Source organism: Succinivibrio faecicola (assembly GCF_019448115.1).
In the GTDB taxonomy this organism is placed as follows: Bacteria; Pseudomonadota; Gammaproteobacteria; order Enterobacterales; family Succinivibrionaceae; genus Succinivibrio; species Succinivibrio faecicola.
The window spans coordinates 15,354-34,235 of the sequence record NZ_JAGFNY010000006.1; the positions used below are offsets into that span (position 1 = coordinate 15,354).

The 18,882-nt window shown below is 37.0% G+C and carries 12 protein-coding genes; 5 read left to right on the forward strand and 7 right to left on the reverse strand.

Annotated features, from left to right (window positions below):
- Nucleotides 1-9 precede the first annotated feature (9 nt).
- Complete coding sequence (gene malQ, locus J5V48_RS02980) at nucleotides 10-2,208, reverse strand: 4-alpha-glucanotransferase (RefSeq protein ID WP_219936963.1); 2,199 nt, start codon at nucleotides 2,206-2,208, stop codon at nucleotides 10-12.
- A 606-nt stretch (nucleotides 2,209-2,814) separates the two neighbouring features.
- Between malQ and gap the strand changes: the two genes are divergently transcribed.
- On the forward strand, nucleotides 2,815-3,825 hold the full coding sequence (gene gap, locus J5V48_RS02985; protein ID WP_219936965.1) for a type I glyceraldehyde-3-phosphate dehydrogenase: 1,011 nt from the start codon (nucleotides 2,815-2,817) through the stop codon (nucleotides 3,823-3,825).
- Nucleotides 3,826-3,933: 108 nt separating this feature from the next.
- Here the strand turns inward: gap and pseI are convergent, their stop codons facing one another.
- The 5 genes from pseI to J5V48_RS03010 all read right to left on the reverse strand — a co-directional run bounded on the left by pseI (nucleotide 3,934) and on the right by J5V48_RS03010 (nucleotide 9,184).
- Nucleotides 3,934-4,953 (reverse strand): pseudaminic acid synthase, encoded by a 1,020-nt coding sequence (pseI, locus tag J5V48_RS02990; RefSeq protein WP_219936968.1) that lies wholly within the window; start codon nucleotides 4,951-4,953, stop codon nucleotides 3,934-3,936.
- A 9-nt stretch (nucleotides 4,954-4,962) separates the two neighbouring features.
- Nucleotides 4,963-5,850, reverse strand: coding sequence for a protease HtpX (gene htpX, locus J5V48_RS02995; RefSeq protein WP_219936970.1), 888 nt, complete (start codon nucleotides 5,848-5,850; stop codon nucleotides 4,963-4,965).
- Between the two features lie 12 nt (nucleotides 5,851-5,862).
- The gene (locus J5V48_RS03000) at nucleotides 5,863-7,158 is read right to left on the reverse strand and encodes a hypothetical protein (protein WP_219936972.1); all 1,296 of its coding nucleotides are present in this window, start codon (nucleotides 7,156-7,158) and stop codon (nucleotides 5,863-5,865) included.
- An 83-nt stretch (nucleotides 7,159-7,241) separates the two neighbouring features.
- Nucleotides 7,242-8,375, reverse strand: a complete 1,134-nt coding sequence (tyrA, locus tag J5V48_RS03005) for a bifunctional chorismate mutase/prephenate dehydrogenase (protein WP_219936974.1) — start codon at nucleotides 8,373-8,375, stop codon at nucleotides 7,242-7,244.
- On the reverse strand, nucleotides 8,375-9,184 hold the full coding sequence (locus J5V48_RS03010; protein ID WP_219936976.1) for an MlaA family lipoprotein: 810 nt from the start codon (nucleotides 9,182-9,184) through the stop codon (nucleotides 8,375-8,377). The genes tyrA and J5V48_RS03010 overlap by 1 nt, the downstream gene beginning before the upstream one ends.
- A gap of 247 nt (nucleotides 9,185-9,431) precedes the next feature.
- Here J5V48_RS03010 and J5V48_RS03015 point away from each other — a divergent pair, with 247 nt between their 5' ends.
- Together J5V48_RS03015 and J5V48_RS03020 are read left to right on the forward strand one after the other, a co-directional pair.
- Nucleotides 9,432-13,883, forward strand: a complete 4,452-nt coding sequence (locus J5V48_RS03015) for a hypothetical protein (protein WP_219936978.1) — start codon at nucleotides 9,432-9,434, stop codon at nucleotides 13,881-13,883.
- Nucleotides 13,884-13,891: 8 nt separating this feature from the next.
- Nucleotides 13,892-14,275, forward strand: coding sequence for an EscU/YscU/HrcU family type III secretion system export apparatus switch protein (locus J5V48_RS03020; RefSeq protein WP_255557690.1), 384 nt, complete (start codon nucleotides 13,892-13,894; stop codon nucleotides 14,273-14,275).
- 116 nt (nucleotides 14,276-14,391) lie between these two features.
- Here J5V48_RS03020 and mrcB read toward each other — a convergent pair whose 3' ends face one another.
- Nucleotides 14,392-17,094, reverse strand: coding sequence for a penicillin-binding protein 1B (gene mrcB, locus J5V48_RS03025; RefSeq protein WP_255557691.1), 2,703 nt, complete (start codon nucleotides 17,092-17,094; stop codon nucleotides 14,392-14,394).
- 424 nt (nucleotides 17,095-17,518) lie between these two features.
- Here mrcB and dksA point away from each other — a divergent pair, with 424 nt between their 5' ends.
- Together dksA and gluQRS are read left to right on the forward strand one after the other, a co-directional pair.
- Nucleotides 17,519-17,980: an RNA polymerase-binding protein DksA gene (dksA, locus tag J5V48_RS03030; RefSeq protein ID WP_219936980.1), complete on the forward strand. Its 462-nt coding sequence runs from the start codon at nucleotides 17,519-17,521 to the stop codon at nucleotides 17,978-17,980.
- A 39-nt stretch (nucleotides 17,981-18,019) separates the two neighbouring features.
- Complete coding sequence (gene gluQRS / locus J5V48_RS03035; protein WP_219936982.1) at nucleotides 18,020-18,877, forward strand: tRNA glutamyl-Q(34) synthetase GluQRS; 858 nt, start codon at nucleotides 18,020-18,022, stop codon at nucleotides 18,875-18,877.
- Nucleotides 18,878-18,882: the final 5 nt, after the last annotated feature.

Consider the following 18,882-nt stretch of genomic DNA (forward strand, 5'->3'; position numbering starts at 1 on the left):
TTGTTTTTATTATCTGTTTCTTGCTTCGGTCATAGCCTTAGTCATAGCAAGAACTTTCTTGTCTTCAAAGATATCCTCAAGATCCTTAGTAAGCTTTCTTCTCCAGTTTGGATACTCATCTAAGGTACCAGGGATATTTACAGGCTTATCTACACCGATCCAGTCTTCTACCTGTGTGCTGAACAGATAGCAAGAGCCTGAGCATAAGTGAACCTGCATTGCAGTTGATAGAACATCATCCATCTTAGCATCAGCAACATTTTTTGGATATGTATCAGCTATAGAGCCTAAGCCGTGCATACTGTCAAGAATACGCTGTTTTGCAACTGCTCTTGCGCTCTGAAGAGCCTGAGCTTCTTCTGGCTTGTAGATACCTAACTGCTGACCTAATGATAAGTCGTAGTAGTTCCACCAGCCTACTAATGTTGGCATATCGTGAGTTGTTAATGCTGACATTGCCTCGCAAATATAATCCTTAGGAGCAATGAAACCACCATCCTCTGCTACGCCATCAAAGAAGGTCTTATAAGATAAAGCACCATATGCTCTTAAAGCTTTGGTTAACTCAACAGGGATAGTACCTAAATCCTCGCAGATTAGAAGACACTTGTTTCTGTGTGACTCTAATGAAAGGATTGACAGAAGATCATGTAAATCATAGTGAACATAAGCACCCTTAGATGCAGGATCACCTACTCTAGTCAGCCATAATCTGTATAAACCTGCAGCATGGTCGATACGCATTGCACCACATGACTTCATGTTTGACTTATACATTCTGATAAGTGGCTTGTAAGCATTCTGCTTTAATGCCTCAGGAGACATAGGAGCAAGACCCCAGTTCTGACCTAGAGGGCCTAGTGGATCTGGAGGACAACCGATAGAGCCGTTTGTTCTGAATACCTTAGCAACATCACCCCATACGTCGCAGCTCTGCTTTGCTACACCAACTGCTAGGTCACGGTATGTACCGATAAGCATGCCAGCTTCCTTAGCAGCCTTATAAGCAGCAGTTAACTGCTCTGAAGCCAGGAACTGTAAGTAGCAGAAGAATTTAACATCTGATTCATGCTCTTTTGCCCATGCTTTTACGAATGGAGAGTGAATATCATGATACTCAGATGGGAACTGTTCCCATGAGTTTACGAACTTACCTTCATCGTGGAAGTGCTTCATAAGAGCATCATAAGTTGCAAAGTTCTGAAGATCCTCGCCCCCCTGCTCTACGAAGTCTAAGAACTTAAGACCTCTGTTTGAACGCTTGTCGTCAACCTTTACATTGTCAAAGATGCAACGTAAAGCTTCTAACTTGCACTCAAGAACGCCGCGGTAATCAACATATTCCTTCTCTCTTAATACGCGAAGTTTCTGCTGGAACTGCTCTGAGTGAATGAGTTCCTGTGCCTGAGGGCAGTTTAGTAATTCTGGAACATCATTTACAGAAATATATACGATATTGATATAGTTTCTTGATGAAGGTGAATATGGACTTACAGAATTTGGATCATATGGATAGCCTGCGTGCATTGGGTTTAAACCAACAAACTCGCCACCACACTTTTTAACACCTAAAAGAAGCTGTTTTAAATCAGCAAAATCACCGATACCCCAGTTGCTGTGAGAGCGAACTGAATATAACTGTGAGCTTACACCCCAAACACGCTTACCTGATGCAATTTCCTCTGGAAGATACATCTTGTAAGGGGTAACAATCAGGCTCATTACAGCTGATTTTTTGTTTACATTCTTAGAATTTACGCTTACTGATAATTCATGATAGCCATATGGGAAATGTGAAATCAGCTTGTAACGACGGGTGTCATAAGTAACACCTTCAAAGGTTTCGTATTGAGCAATTTCAACTTCTGAAAGAAGAACGGTATTCTCAATCTTTCTACCATCTTCTAACTTTACTACAACTGTTACAGTTGCATTCTCATCTTCAGAAGCACTCTCTTCGATTCTGAAATAGAACTGCTTGAAATCCTGATCGTTGATAACAGTTACAGGATCAACCATATTCTTGAAGGTAGCTCTCTTCTGTTCAGTAAGAACCTTCTCAAGAGCCTTCTGGTCATTTACTGGATAACCCAGAATCTCAAGTGCGTTCTTACGATACTCGCCATCAATATGCTGCAGAACATTGTTCGCATCGATATATGATCTAGCTACGCCTTTGTCATCTGCTAATTTCTGTATGTCTATCATGGAATGTACCACTTAATTTTCTTAATTTGTCTAAATGAATTTGCCAAGCTCATATTTTTAGTAATAGTAAGCTCAAAGATATATGATAAATTAATCTCTGCAAATATGCACATAAAATAAGGCTTTTTAGGCAAATTCTTATAAAAAAATATGATGTAAGTCCGATTTTGTTATTTTTATTCAAAAATGTTTAATATTGTGTATTGACGAAGCTCAAATTCTGTACTTTTGTGACACATCTCATCTTTTTTATAAGAAAATCAAGTAGTAATTTTTTATTCACCAAAATACTGCAAACGTTATTTCAAACAATAAATTTTCTCATTAAGTCTTTTGTAAAAAATTAACGTTTTTTATACTTTTAATTCAATAAGTTATTTTTGCATACACACTTACAGAACAATAAAAAACTGTTTTTTACAAAATATTTTCAAAAAAAATATTTAAAATTTCTCTGAAATTGTTTAAACTTTTACAGCTTTGTAAAAAAGCACTTTCATGAAAGTAGTAAAAAGTGCTCAAACTTGACAAAGTTAGTAAATAGAGTATCTTTTTACTGTATTTTTTTTATTTTTCGTCAATTGTTAACTACGGGTAACATTAAATATGACTATTAAAATTGGTATTAACGGTTTTGGCCGTATCGGTCGTTTCGTATTCCGTGCTTCAATCTATCGTCCAGAGTTAGGTATTCAGGTTGTTGGTATCAACGACTTATTACCACCAGACTACATGGCATACATGTTAAAGTATGACACCATGCACGGTCAGTTCCAGGGCAAGGTTGAAGTTAAAGATGGTCACTTAGTTGTAAACGGCAACACCATCCGTATCACTGCAGAGCGTGATCCAGAGAACTTAAACTGGGGCGACATCGGTGCAGAGTACGTTGTTGAGTCAACCGGTTTCTTCTTAACAGACGAATTAGCACGTAAGCACATCAAGGCTGGTGCACGTCGTGTTGTTATGTCAGCTCCTTCAAAGGATTCAACCCCAATGTTCGTTATGGGTGTTAACAACGACACCTATGCAGGTCAGGACATCGTTTCAAACGCATCTTGCACCACTAACTGTTTAGCTCCTTTAGCTAAGGTTATCAACGACGAGTTCGGTTTAGAGCAGGGCTTAATGACCACTGTTCACTCAACAACCGCTACTCAGCGTACTGTTGACGGTCCTTCATTAAAGGATTGGCGTGGTGGCCGTGGTGCTGCTGGTAACATCATCCCTTCATCAACTGGTGCTGCAAAGGCTGTTGGTAAGGTTATCCCAGAGTTAAACGGCAAGTTAACTGGTATGTCAATCCGTGTTCCAACACTTGACGTTTCAGTAGTTGACTTAACCTGTACCTTAAAGAAGGGTGCTTCATACGAAGACATCTGTGCTGCTATCAAGAACGCTGTTTCAGGTTCAATGAAGGGCATTATGGATTACACTGATGAAGCAGTTGTTTCTTCAGACTTCTTAGGCAACACCCACACTTCTATCTTCGATGAGAAGGCTGGTATTGCATTAACCGACAAGTTCGTTAAGTTAGTATCATGGTACGACAACGAAATCGGTTACTCAAACAAGGTTCTTGAGTTAATCAAGTGCATGGAAGAGTCAGGCAAATAATTTTTGCTAATCTCTTTTATGAAGAAGCCCGGCACTGCCGGGCTTTTGCTTTTTTTTGAATCAAATCAACAATGATTAAATAAGAACTTTAGAAGTAAAAAAAATCCTCTACTCAAAATCCTCTGATCTTAAAGGTATACCTGATGGTAAATCAACTTTTGCCTTTTTTCCTAATACCTCTTCAAGTCGATAAGGCTCTAATCCTAAAGCTGGTCTTACAGATTTAACCATCTTATCAGTTAGGATCTCACCTTTTTTAATCTCTTTTACAAGATAGATTGAGCGTCTTCCACCTCTTTCAGCTATATCTTCATCATGTAGATGAACTTCTTTTACTCCAAGTGCAAGTGAAACAATAGTGCAATCTTCAACAAGTTTCTTTAAATCAGAAACATCCATTGAGAATGCACAATCAACACCACCATTTGCTCTATCATCTGTAAAATGCTTTTCAATCATATCTGCACCTATTGCTGTAGCTGCAATATCTAGTACATCACCTAGTGCATGATTTGACAATCCTGCTTTACAGTTGTATCTATCCTTAAGATAAGGAATGGAATTCAAATTGAACAGCTCTGGGATTGCAGGATATCTACTTTCACAGTGAAGCAATGTTAGATCGCTTATTCCTCTGTCTCTTACAATCTTAACTGCTCTATCAATTTCTTCTTCATTTGCAAGACCAGTTGACATCACCATAGGCTTACCCTTTGATGCAACATAGTCTATAAGGCCAGTGTCATTAAGCTCATATGATGCAATCTTGTAAATAGGACAACCTGCTTGCTCAAGACAATCTACGTCCTCTTTTGCAAATGGAGATGAGAACAGCAAAATACCATGAGCTTTTGCATGAGCAAATAATGGTTTCATCCACTCACGAGGTGTTTTTGCTTTCTTATAAAGCTCATAATAGCTCTGACCACCCCAGAGACCTCCTTTTAACTGAAACTCAGGTCTGTCTGAATCAAGAGTTAGACTATCCTCTGTATAGGTCTGTATTTTTACAGCATCTGCACCAGTGTCATGAGCCAATTCCATAAGCTCAATTGCTCTATCAATTGAGCCATTATGATTGCCCGACAATTCAGCAACAATTACAGGACCTTTATGTTTTGCTTCCATACTTTCTCCTTATATTTCCTTGAGTGCAGCTATTCTCTTATCAAGTGGTGGATGTGACATGAATAATTCAGACACTGTTGATACACCATTAATGCAAAGAGCCTGCATATAGGACTGTTCTTCTTTTTTCTCTGGCTGAATTCCTCTTTTGAGTGCTTCAAGTGCGCTGATCATGCACATCTTGCCAGACAGATCTGCAGAGAATGCATCCGCTTTGTATTCTCTGTATCTTGAAAACCACATAAGGATCATAGTTGCAATAAGACCGAACACCATCTGCATCAGAGAATTAATTAGATAGAAAGATGCTCCTCTTGCAAAAGAATTTCTTGAATCTGAGTTTTTCTGCATTGCTGAAACAATAATCTGAGATACGATGAATGAAAAGAAATATACAAAGGTATTTAATACCCCCTGCAACAGAGCCATGGTCACCATATCACCGTTTCTTATATGACCTATCTCATGGCCAAGTACACCTTTGATTTCAGTTTCACTCATTGAATTTAATAATCCGGTAGAAACTGCAATAAGAGCACTGTCCTTTGTTGCTCCAGTTGCAAAAGCATTTGGATCTGCAGATGGATAAATGCCAACCTCTGGCATTTTTATACCTTCTTTTGCGCACAGTGCACTAATAGTATTTAATAAAAAAGCTTCTTGTGAATTCTCAGGATTAGTAATGCACTTTACCTTGTAGGCTGTTTTACACATCATCTTTGACATGAAAAGAGAAATTACAGAGCCGACAGTTCCCATGATCATGCACAAAAATAAAAGTGAGTAATAACTCATGCTGTCAATATGAACTGAAAACAGGTTCATTAAAACAGAACTTACAATACCAACTAACAGCACAACAGCAAGCTGCATTCCTAAAAATAAAGCTATACGCATAATCTTTTTCCTTTACTGAATCTCACTTTGGATATTTTCATCAAGATGACTTTCATCAGTAAGAATTTCGTCATCATTTTGTGTTTCATCAGATGAGAAATCCATTTCTCTATCATTGAAAGTTACTTTTTTATCCTTAAATACAAAGTGTGTTTTATAAAAATCGTTATTTCTTGAAATAAGCGAATTGTTAAGCATTATATTAAAGGATGAGAGATACTCTTTTGCAAGATATTCATCTATGAGTTTTTTCTCACTCTCAAGATAAAAATCAAGATAAACATCCTTTACAGATATGTCATTTTTGAACAATACCTTCATAAGACCTGAGGTACGAGCTTTTGCGCCATTTAATGAAAATGAATAATCCTTAACATTCATTTCTATTGGATTGCTAAAGGCCGTAGGAAGTTCAATATATTCACCAAACTTTAAAATCTGTTCTAGCTTTTTCAAGTTAAACTGACCGAATTCAAATGATGTATGCATATCATTAAAGTCATATCCATTAACGACTTTATTCTCTTTCATGTAAGGGAATGCAAAACTGAGTGAATTATTAAGATCAATGAAAATTGAATAGTTACCAGAACTCTTGTTTAAAAGCTTTGTCTTCAATGAAACGTTGCTTAGATCAATCCTGTCTCTAATTGATTTATCCTTAACTTTATCTTCAGGTTCAAAGCCTATAAGGTAGAGAGTTGATGAATCTAAAAGTAATTTTTTAATATCAATATTTGTAGCATCCAATGAAAACTGTTTAGATTTTCTGTCTATATTTATCTTCTGAGATACTTTCAGATCTTCAAGTAAGGCTATATACGCAGGACGTGCATTGTACAGTTTAGAAGATTCGCACTTTATGCCGTTTGTCTCATAGATAACATTGACTGAATTTAAAGAAGAATTTTTTGCATACAGTTTTTGTGAGCCAATAGAACAGGCACCATCTGAAAGTTGATAGTCAAAACCGTCAACATTTACATCAAAAGATCCTTTTAGAGCGACAGGATCAAAATTTGCAGAGCCTGCAATCTTTAATGATGGAATATTATAAGCTCTAAGAATTTCATCAAGATTTCCCTTATGTCTTACAGAGTTAAACTTTGCACTTACTCCATGAAGTGAAAAATCAAGATTAAGATCAAAACAAAGCTTAACAGGACCTAAAGGTGTTTTGCTGATATTTACAAATAAAAGTCCGTTTTTTGAAAAAACAGTATGTGCCTTTGATTCATAAAACAGTTCAAGCTTATTCTGTTTGTCATTAAACTTTTTTAGTGCCTGGTTTATTTTATTGTCAAACATATAGCTTGCAACTATTGCGCAGGATATACAAATAACAAGTACTAAAAACAGAAAAGCAGTAAGATATTTTATGAATTTTTTCATCAGCTTCTTTCATCCTGCAGCTTGGCAAGAATTGAACCACTCTCCTTAAAGGCAACCTGAGCAAAATCAGAAAAATACTCACGCACATTCAAAAATGCTTTTGTGAAACCTTCATAATCTCTGTTTTTTACATACTCAAGATCCTGTCTTAAAGATTCGACGAATGCTTCAATCAGTCTTAAATTATCCTCTGAAGACATAATGATATCTGAATACAATCTAGGATCCTGAGCAAACAGACGACCAACCATCATTAACTCAAGACGGTAGATTGGTGATGATAGAGCTATAAGCTTGTTTAGATCTGGAGAAATTGTCTTTAAGAAATTTCCATAACTGAAAGTTGAGAAATGACGAAGAGCCTGAATGATGCTCATTGCTCTATCATGCTCTAAAGCATTACATTTGCATATCTGAGCCCCCCAGAGTCTTAGCTGTTCTACTAAGAACGCTGATGCGCTCTCGTCTCTTTGAGGAACAGTTACAACAACCTGTTTTATAAGGCTCTTCACATCAGGACCGAACATTGGATGCAATCCAAGTACAGGACCTTTGTGATATTTCATCATTGCATCAACAATAGGACCTTTAACAGATGTAAAATCGCAAAGGATCTGATCTTCACGTAAAAGAGGAGATAACTGCTTTATTACATCAACAGTTATATCTATAGGTACAGAGACAATAACAATTTTTGCAGTCTTTAGATATTCAGGAGCCTTGTCCCAGCCTCTGTGGCCAAATGAAAAAACCTTATAACCAGAGTTTTCAAAATAGGATGCAAAAATTCTGCCCATGCCACCGTTACCACCGACAATAACGACATCGCCAGGTGTTTTAAGTGTTCTTGGATATGAAAATGAAGTATTTGAATTTAGTCTGTAACTTTCTCTTAGAACTCTTCTTAGAATATCAGTTACAAGACCTTCAGGAACAGAACTCTCCTTTGCAAGAGATTCTCCTCTTTGAAGTACATAACTTTCACGAGTTTTATCAAAGGCAGGATAGTCTGTATCTTTTTTAATTTCTGCAGCCTTAGCTACAAGATCGAGTCTTTGTTTTAAAAGAGACACAAGTTTTGCATCAATTTCGTCAATCTGCTCTCTTGTTTGTTCAAGCTCTTTAATACTCATTATTCATCAATCTCGTCTAGATAATTTTCAACGTTTTCATCTTTCTTGTTTTCTACTGACGCGTTAGGGTCAACCTTACCCTGTGCATACATAAGATAGGTAGAACGTGTTGTCGCATAAGGATCAACTGACTTATCAACCATCTCCTCATATTCTATGAGTGCGGCTCTTGAATCAACCACATCTACAGCAGTAAGAACAAGACCTGTAACTGGGTCAATAAAATAGTAAGGCCAGTTATCAGCACCTGATGCATGTATACTTCTTTCAGTTTTAGGTCCTAAACATGGAACCATAATATAGGCACCCTGATCAATTCCTGCTCTGCCCATTACTGTATCAAAGGACATCTTTTTCTCTTCAATCCCCATAAGCTTTGCCACATCAAAAAGACCTAAAACACCTATGGTTGAGTTTATAGAGAATCTTGCAAATGATTTTGATGAGTCAGAAAATTCACCTAACAATAGATTGTTTGGTGCACTTACAAGATCTGAAATATTTGAAAAGAAATTATGTATACCACTTCTTGCAAATGAAGGCAGTTTCCTGTATCCATGGGCAACCGGTCTTAACATATATCTGTCAAGAATCTCATAATTGGTTTTCCATGGCAGATCTCTATTGATCTTCTCAAATGAATCAATACTGTTTCCAGGAAGTACGCTTAGTCCGTAACTGTAATCGCTATGACTTGCCTTAACAGACAATACTCTTGGAGACATTGGTGAATACGAAGAATGAGAAGCAATTGCACTCTGAGTAAAAACAAAAGCTCCTAAAACCAGAGAAATAATCTTGATATTCATAGTGTAAAATCCTTTCTATTTGCTTAATTCTATCATGTTATTGCACGCATACACTCAGATCGATAGTACAATTCAGGCAAAATCTAAAAGAAAAAAAACAAAAAATATCAAGATTCTGATTTATTTCAATAAATCTTTAAAAATTAAGCAGTAAATCATAAAAAACGTGAAGTTTTAATTATCTTATGCAGTTGTATCTCTGATAGAATAAGAATAATAGTGAGTGTAACTTTTTTTAATGTCTCAAATGGATAGTTTAGAAGTAGATTTAAAATCACAGGCAGCAGGCAGTTCTGTCTCAAATACAGATTCTAACAGGAGTGATGAAGGTCAGAAGGGGGCTTGCGTCAATGTAAACGCAACATCCAATTATTTAAGCATCATATCAAGACACAAAGGCCTCCTAACAGAAAGCCATGCAAGAACTTTTACTCAGTTGCAGGGCTCATTGAATGGTTACATCACTGATCAAAATTCAATACAAAGCACTCCTTTCGATGCAGACAGTGCACAGATAGGTCATTACAGAAAGCTTACTGTTGCTGTAATAAACAGAGATCCTGAACTGCAAGAAAAAGTTGCACAGGCATTATCCACATCAAAGACATTAGTTCGCTCAAAAGATGCAAGCACTGTACTTGAAACAGATCTTAAAAAACTGCCAAAGCCTTTATCAGAAGGCAGTGCAGCAGGAAAGAATCTGTCAAAATTCATCTGCCAGAGTGTTGTAAATCTTACAGATTCTCAGAACATGGGAGCAGGTCTTCAGCGTGACCTTGCAATAAGAGATGTTTATTTACCTGAAGAAAAACTGTCATTAAGACAGAATCAGGCTACATCTGAAGCTTTAAATGCATCCATTGCCTACGTAAAGAGCAATCAGCCAGAAATTCTTGAAAAGCTTGATAAGGTACAGACTATTAATAAGATTGTACCAGGAAGCACCAAGCCACAGATAATGACAAGATATCTAAGACAGGCTCTTGATGAATTCCCAGAGGATTCAACCTATCTTGATATCTTTAAGAAAAATAAGGAAAACGCATCTTCAAAAGAAACTGAAACTGAAGTTCCAGATGAGATTTCAAAGGATACCTCAAAGCGAATTCGTGAACTTATCATGAAGGCGGCTCAGAGTGCCAGAAGAGGCAATCTGATCCCTCCATCAAAAGATGCTCAGAATAATACTCAACCTGTAGCACAAAGCGTTAAAGATACTGAAAATACTAAGGCGCAGTCACAGACACAGAATATAAGCCGTGCTGAAGATAGCAGTGTTGATGCCTCTAAACTGTCTTTATCTGAATTATCAGCAAGAGCTGCAAAACTTCAGGCTCAGTTCAGAGAAGAAAGACAGCGTATTGTAAATGAGGGCAAACTGCCAGATCCTGCACCTAAAGCTGCTCCTATTCAGGAAACAAAAAAAACTGAGATAGCTGAAATAACACAGACTGCCAGTGCAAGACCTGCTCTTGATAATTCTGTTAATGCTCTAAGTGCTGACGATATCAGGGAACTGGCAAGACAGGCTGTAAAAGAAGCCATTGCTGAAACAATAAAATTATCTCTTGAACAGACAAAGAACAGTGCAAAAGAAGCAGCTACAGAGGCGGTAAGCGAGCTTAAATCATCACTGCTTGAACAGATTGCCAAAAACAACGATCTTGTAAAAGAATCTACAAGTCTTGCTGTAAAACAGGCTTTAAGTGAAACATCACAAATAAAGGGCGCAACTCAGCAGGCTATTGATGAGCTTAAAGCCGCAATGCAGTCAAAGATTGAAGAGAGCAACAATTCCTTTAAGGAAACTCGTCAGGCAGTATTAGATATTCAGAAAAATGTACAAGAACAATTAGCTACAAAAGGTAGCGAAAATATTGATTCAAATGTAATAAAAGAACTTAAAAATACATTTATATCTGAACTTCAGGATACAAAGGAACAGGTTAAAGAAGCATTCAAACAGACTGTGAAAGATCAGATGCTGGCATCTGCAAAGAATCAGCACGATTCTGTGTATCAGATAAAGAATATTGAAGATACAAAGGATACATCTGAATACAATCATGACACAAAAGTGTCAGACTATGCAAAAACCAGTCTAAATGCATCAGCTAAAGCTCTGTCTCCATCTACTCTGTCAGAATCACTTCACTCTGATGCTGTTCAATCAGAGGTTATGCAGAAGACTAAAGAGTTTTCAGAGCATGAGAATCTTTTAAATAAGGCTTCAGATACTAAGGTAACTGATGATTTAACCGAAAATCAGCAAAAGGTTATACAGTCAGAAAAGCAGAATTCACAGATTAAAGCTGAGTTGTATGAAGAGCTAAAGAATACAGATGAAACTCTGGATGAAGCACATACTGTAAAAAATGACAGCAGTGCAAATGAAAATGAGAAAACAGCTTTCAGCTCTGATACATCTGATAAGAAATCTGAATCTTTAAAAGAAAATCAGATAAACACAAAGACTACAAACGTACAGGATGATAATGATCCTTCTGTAAATCAGAATATCAGTATTGATAATTTAACAGCTAAACTTATTGGGGCTGCAGATAACAAAACAGATACAGCACAAACAGTAAAAGCCAATACTGATTCATTGAACAAAATGCAGTCTTTATATACTGCATCATTTGATAATGAACAGACAAAGCAGCAGACTCAGACAGAGGCTACAGCGCAGAATAATATTGCAGCTACAGCTAACAGCTCTGTTCAAGATGTCAATGAAGATTCAGATCAAATACAAAAACAGGTTCAAAATTCACAAGCAAATAGTAAACAGACCTCTTATACTCTGCCTCCTGTTGACACACAGGATACTCCTGCTGATGATGTTACAAACGAATCTGCTAAGATACCAGTACAGCAGAACACTCAGAAGGAACCCCCAAAGAGTACAGCTGATGCAGCTGTTCAGGCAGATAATAAGATCCCTGTAAACAATACATTTGAGCACAATCCTCCTGTTACATATACAGAAGAAAATTTCTTTGACAATAACAACACATCAATGCGCGTTGTAAATCCATTTAACAATACAACTACAACCATTGATGAATCTGCATTTTCTAAGATTGAAGGTAAAAATAACAGCTTCAACATAAAAAATATGCCAGAGTTTAATGCATCAGTTTCTGATGTAAAGAATGCAACACAAAGTGCAGATCAGGATCCATCTTTTGAACTGTACAAGAGCACTGATCAACAAGGTGATCTTGAATATGCAAGCTTAAAAAAGCCTTCAATATTTACAACTGATAAACCATTTACTGCGCAACCTACAAAAACAGATGCTGAAAATGCAGTCAAGAACAGCGGCATATCAAATTCTCCTGAAAAGGTATCTGAAAAAGTAAACAACTCCTCTTTAGATCAGACTGTAAAACCTGATAGCACAAATATTCAGCAAACTGATGTAAAAACAGGATCTGCTGATAGCACTGCTTTTGTTGATTCAAGAAACAATAACAGACTTACAGAATTCAGCACAAAAATGCTTCTTGGAACTATACCTTCAAATGAACTTGAAGACAGTGTTGTTCCATCAGATGTATTAAAAGAATCTGATAGTGAGTTTTCTCATATATCAGCTAAAAAGACTGACAGTATCAGTGAAGAGCTGAAAATAAGTGCTGTTCCTGAAAAAACTGCAGGAGCTGCAGCTATTACTCAGGGAAATGAAGAGCCAATTCCTGAAAAGAGCGTTGTTCAGGAAGTTGATGAGGTAAAAGAGAAATCTTCAATTCTGTCAAAACTCTCATCCCTGTTCTCATCAAAGAAAGCGCATAAGGTTGAAGTTCATACTGACAGCGCAGTAAATCCTGAGAATATGACGGTAACTTTAAACAGTAATTATCCAAAGGGCTCACCTTTAGATTATTTTACCAATGAATTAAAGATTCAGCTGTCTAATACAGCTCTACCACAGAAATTAAGAGATGAAGCAAAGAATCTTTTAGATAAGTTATCAGATCCTGTAAAAGATCTGCCTTCTGTATCAAACTGGTTAAACTTTACTCAAGGACCGATGTCACCATCTTCGACACAGGCTCTTGCAATGCATCAGTGGGCATTTTTACTTCTTGCAATAAGATTCAGTCAGCTTGGTAAATCTGTTGACTCTTTCTTGAAGAAAGCGGTTGATCTTGATGATGATGCAGCTGATTTTGATCATGAACTTTCAAAGGATGCAGAAAAGATATTAAAAGAAGAAAGCAAGCATACTGTAAGTTCACTTATCGACAAGACATTTGAGCAGATAAGCAGAATGCAGAATCCTAACAGGGACAATCTTCCTGTTATGTTCCAGTATGTGCCACTTCCTCCTAATTATGATGGTGGAAAAGAAGGTGGATTCAATGCTTACCCTGTCGTTGAAGAAGACGGAAAGAAAGCATGGCATCTTAATTTCGCATTCGATTTGAAAGATATTGGTGCCGTTGAAATCAAAGCAGTTGCAAAGCTTCCTGAAATCAAGATTGCAGTTATTGCAGAAAACATGCAGGGCCTTGAAAGAGTTCAAAATGAGTTGCCAAAGCTTCAGAAAACTCTGCAGGATATTGGTATCACTACCCGCTCTGTAAGCACAAGACTTGGTACTATACATATGAATAACAGTCAGGAGAACTCTTTTAGTGCTGCTGACAATGGCAGAAAACTCAATGAAACATTCAGCGTTGATGCCTAGGAGATTGTATGGAACAAAACAGCAGTAACGATAATGAAAACAAAATTAATGTAACTGATGAGGATATGTCCTTTAAAAAGACATATGAATCAGCTACAGCAGCTGTTGCCATTTCCTATGGCAAGGATAGACCATCACCATTTGTAAGCTCTCTTGGATATGAGAGTAAGGCTCAGGCTATCATTGAAATGGCAAAAGAGCTTGGAATATATGTTCATAAAGATCCTGCTCTTTTAAATCAGCTTAAAAATCTCAAAGAAGGCGAAGACGTACCAAAAGAGCTTTTTGAAATCATCGCTGTAATTCTTTCTTTTAGCTATATTCTTCAGGGCAAGACACCCGATACCTACAAGAGACCTGATGGCAGCACTGCTGTTAATACCAATGCATAAAAAATTAGTCTCTTAAATTATCTATCAGATGAAATTTGCAGAACTTATAAGATAGGTAAGTTCTGCAATTTTATTTGATTAACTTTTTACAATGTCTTAAGAATTATCAGATATCATCAGTTAGTGAAAGAAGAAAATGGAACTGGTGTATACTCAGAGCTTGTTGAGAATGCACAGTCTGTTTTCACATAACGTATCTTGTCTATTCTTGCAGGAAGATAATTGAGATTTGGGATAAGACACTCATCTGATACGATATTACCCTCCTGATTGAAGTTAACAAACTTGATACCATCAGGTTTATTAAGTTCAAGTGAGTTTACACCGCGCTCAGTTAAGAATCTGCCGTAAACACGCATTGCACCTGATGCACCGAAAAGACCGGTTGACTTGTTATCATCAAAACCAACCCAGGTTGCAACAACCTGATCTGAATCAATACCTACAGTCCATGAATCGCGATTGTCATTTGTGGTACCTGTCTTGGTTGCAATATTAACATTAGGGAAGAGTCTTCCAATTCTTCTGCCTGTACCAATCTTTGTTGCCTGCATCATTACATAAAGTGTCAGATAAGAATCTCTAGGATCAATAGTTGTTTCAAGTCTTGAATTGGATCTTTCATAAACCACCTTTCCATCTTTAACAACTGTTCTTAATGTTGTCAGATCCTTATAAGCACCATCAGTTGCCAGTGATGAATAAATCTGAGCAACCTCAAATGGTGTCAGCTCAATGGTTCCTAAGAACAGTGATGGATAGTTTGGAATTCTGTTATCTTCCAGCCCCACATTCATAAGTGTCTGACGAACATTGTTAAGGCCTACTCTCATACCGATTTTTACGGTTGGAATATTCATAGAACGAGCCATAGCAACATATGTAGGTATCAGACCGTGAGTCTGTTTATCATCGTTCTTTGGCTGCCAGAGTTTTCCACTTGAAAGTTTGATTGAAATTGGTACATCATTTACCATAGTACCTAAATGAATTCCGTTATGGAATGCAGTCAGATATACAAATGGCTTGATAATGGAGCCAACCTGACGGCGACCTTCTAAAACTCGGTTAAAACCAGCATACTGCGGAGTTCTGCTTCCTACAACAGCTGATACCTCAGCAGTTCTCCAGGAGCTTACAACCATAGCAGCTTCAAGGCCTTTACGTCCTGTTTCTCTTTCAATTGCACCAAGCTCTTTTTCAACAGCATTTTCAGCAGCTTTCTGACTTTGTGGATCAAGACTTGTAAAAATCTTGATGCCGTTACCAGACAAAAAGTCAGGACCAAATTCCTTTTTTGATGCAATCTCTTTTTTAAGAACACCCATAAATGCAGGGGTCTTTGAGTAGTTCATTGAACCACGCTTTATTACACCCAATGGTCTTGCACTGTACTGCTCATATTCTGTCTGTGTAATAACATTGCGCTTTTTCAGGACAGATAAAACAACATCACGTCTTTCAAGTGCTTTCTCAGGATGTCTCCATGGATCGTAATATGAAGGTCCCTTGATGATACCGACAAGTAAAGCCATCTGATCAAGAGTCAGCTCTGATACTGGCACACCAAAATAAAAATAGGATGCCAAGCCAAAGCCGTAAATACCGGCTTTTCCGTTCTGACCTAAATAAATTTCATTCATATAGGCTTCAAGGATCTGATCTTTTGTATAACGCTGATTCATTATCAGCGCCATGATGATCTCTTTGAATTTACGGATATAGCTGCGCTCTGAATTCAAGAAATAATTCTTTACCAGCTGTTGAGTAATTGTAGAGCCACCTTCAACTACGCCACCTGCCAGAGTGTTCTTTACAAAGGCTCTTCCAATTGCAAGGAAATTTACACCGCAGTTGGTTCTAAATGATCTGTCTTCAATCTCAAGAAGTGTTGTGATAAGTGCAGGAGGAACCTCGCTTAACTGAATAAAGATTCTGTCCTCAGTAGGATCGATACGGTTTATTCTGTCTAATAAAACCGGATCCATTCTTACATAGCCTAATTCTTCTCTTGTATCAGCATTCTTGATGCTTGCAACTCTGTGCAAGTTAAAATCAATTACAAGAGCTATCTTGTCTTCTTTTAAATCAGGAAAATCAAAAGGACGTCTTATAAGAACAATTCTAGATGCTGAAGCATTAACAGCATATTCACCGGGAATTCTTGGATTCTTAACCTTTCTGTATTTTAATAATTCAAGCTCATACTCCATTTCCTTCAGGGAAAGTTTCTGATCAGGATATAACTCAAGCGGTCTTGAATAAACAACAGCAGGTAAAACCCATTTGTCATCAACACCGAATCTTGAGAGAATTACAGAATCAAAATAAATAAAAAGAATGAAGATGATAGCAAGTGCAGCTGCAAATGACTTTAAAGAGAAAAGGACAAAACGTTTTTTTATGCTTTTCTGACCTTTGCCTTTTGAATCATTGTCCTTTTTATTATTCTTGTTTGGAACTTCTTTTTTGTTATCTTTTTTGTTATCTTTTTTCATATCTTCATTATCATCTTTTTGTGAGTTACCAATAAACTCACGATCAGATGCATTATTTGATTCATCACTTAAAGGACTTGAACCTGCCTGAGTATCAATGCTTTGATTTATACGTTCATCAGATACACCTGACGGTTCACGAGTTTTATCTTCTCCAAATGACGGAGCTACTCTACTGTCTGAATCTGCCTTTGCATATAAAGTTGATGAGCCATCTCCAAATGATGGTTCCACTCTTCCATCTTCAACTTCTGCACTTCTCTGTCTGTCTTCTTCATCAACAGCAGAGAAATGAGTTATAAAATCGTTTTTGTTATCCATGTCTACAGCTTTTTTATACGTGAATACGCATATTATAACAAAAGATGATTGTTCTAATTACCAAATAATCAAAAGAGCAATTATCCATTTAAATCCTTTTAACAAAATTAGCTGTTCAAAAAACAATTTCCGAATGTATTTTTGAAAAAAATTATTCTTGCAGTTGTGTCCTAATTTGCAAAAATGTTAAGTCAATTCAAAACAATGATATTTTGCTCGAATTTTGAATTATGTGAAAAAATATTGAACAAGGATCGATATATACTTCAAATTATTGAGATATTTTCTTGATAGATATTAATATTTCTAGCATAATTGCAAGCTCTAAAAGGTTTTTAAATATAAAAACTTGATTTTAAAGTTTTTTACAGCATACTTAATTTAAAGATTAAACTGTCAACTGAACGGTATAAGGAAAACAACTATGGCAAGCGACGAAAAGAATGCTGCATCTTTTGCATCTATGGGCCCACTGGCTATTGCTGGTGTAGAGCCATATCAGGAGAAGCCAGGTGAGGAGTACATGAATGAGAACCAGAAGGCTCATTTCAAGAAGATCCTTACCGCTTGGAGAGATCAGCTTCGCAACGAGGTAGATCGTACAGTAGGTCATATGAAGAGTGAGGCTGCAAACTTCCCAGATCCTCTAGACAGAGCATCACAGGAAGAAGAGTTTGCTTTAGAGCTAAGAGCTCGTGACCGTGAAAGAAAGCTTATCAAGAAGATTGATAAGACTTTAGCTAAGATTGAGAATGATGAGTTTGGTTACTGCGAGCAGTGCGGTATTGAAATCGGCATCAAGCGTCTTGAAGCAAGACCAACTGCTGATCTGTGCGTTGACTGCAAGTCATTGGCAGAAATCAAAGAAAAGCAGCTAGAAGGCTAATTTAACAAGAGCAGGTGGTATAAGCCACCTGTTTTTTTTATGACTTATAAAGGTCGATTTGCCCCATCACCATCAGGAAGATTACATTTTGGCTCAATTGTCTGTGCCGTTGCTGCTTTTTTAAGAGCAAAAAGCCAGGATGGTCTTTGCTGTCTTAGAATAGAAGATCTTGATCTTGAAAGATGCAAGACTGGAAATACAAAAGCAATTCTTGACGATTTGAATACTCTTGGTTTTGTCTTTGATGGAGAAGTCCTGATTCAAACACAAAACACCAAAAGATATTTAAAGCAAGGAGACTATCTATTCACAAACAATGAAGCTTTCTACTGCAGCTGTACAAGGGCCCTGCTTAAACAAAGACCTTGCACCTGTTCATCCTTACATCTAGAAAAATCTGATAATACAGCTCTGTTTTATAAGGTTAAAAACAATAAAGGCAGTTTTAATGATGCTCTAAGAGGGGAAGTCTTTGTAGATAACATTCAAAACACTGTCTGTCTTATAAGAAAGGATGGAATAATCTCTTACAATCTTGCCTGCGTTACAGATGATATTGATATGGGCATTACAGAAATCGTAAGAGGAGCTGATCTTATAGATATAACTCCGGTTCAGATTGAAATGTACGAAGCTTTTAAAGCCTGTAAACCTAATTATCTGCACATTCCGCTTGCGCTTATGGATGAGAATCACAAGCTGTCAAAACAGAATCATTCAAAAGCTGCACTTGATCTGATGGCACCAGAAAAAGTACTGATAAAGGCACTTGAATTTTTAAATCAGGATATATCAAACCTGCATACTCTAAGCTGCAGACAGATTTTACAAAAAGCAGCAGACAGATTTACTTTAAGCAGTATAAATACAACCGATAAGGTGATTTCAATTAACTGATTTTT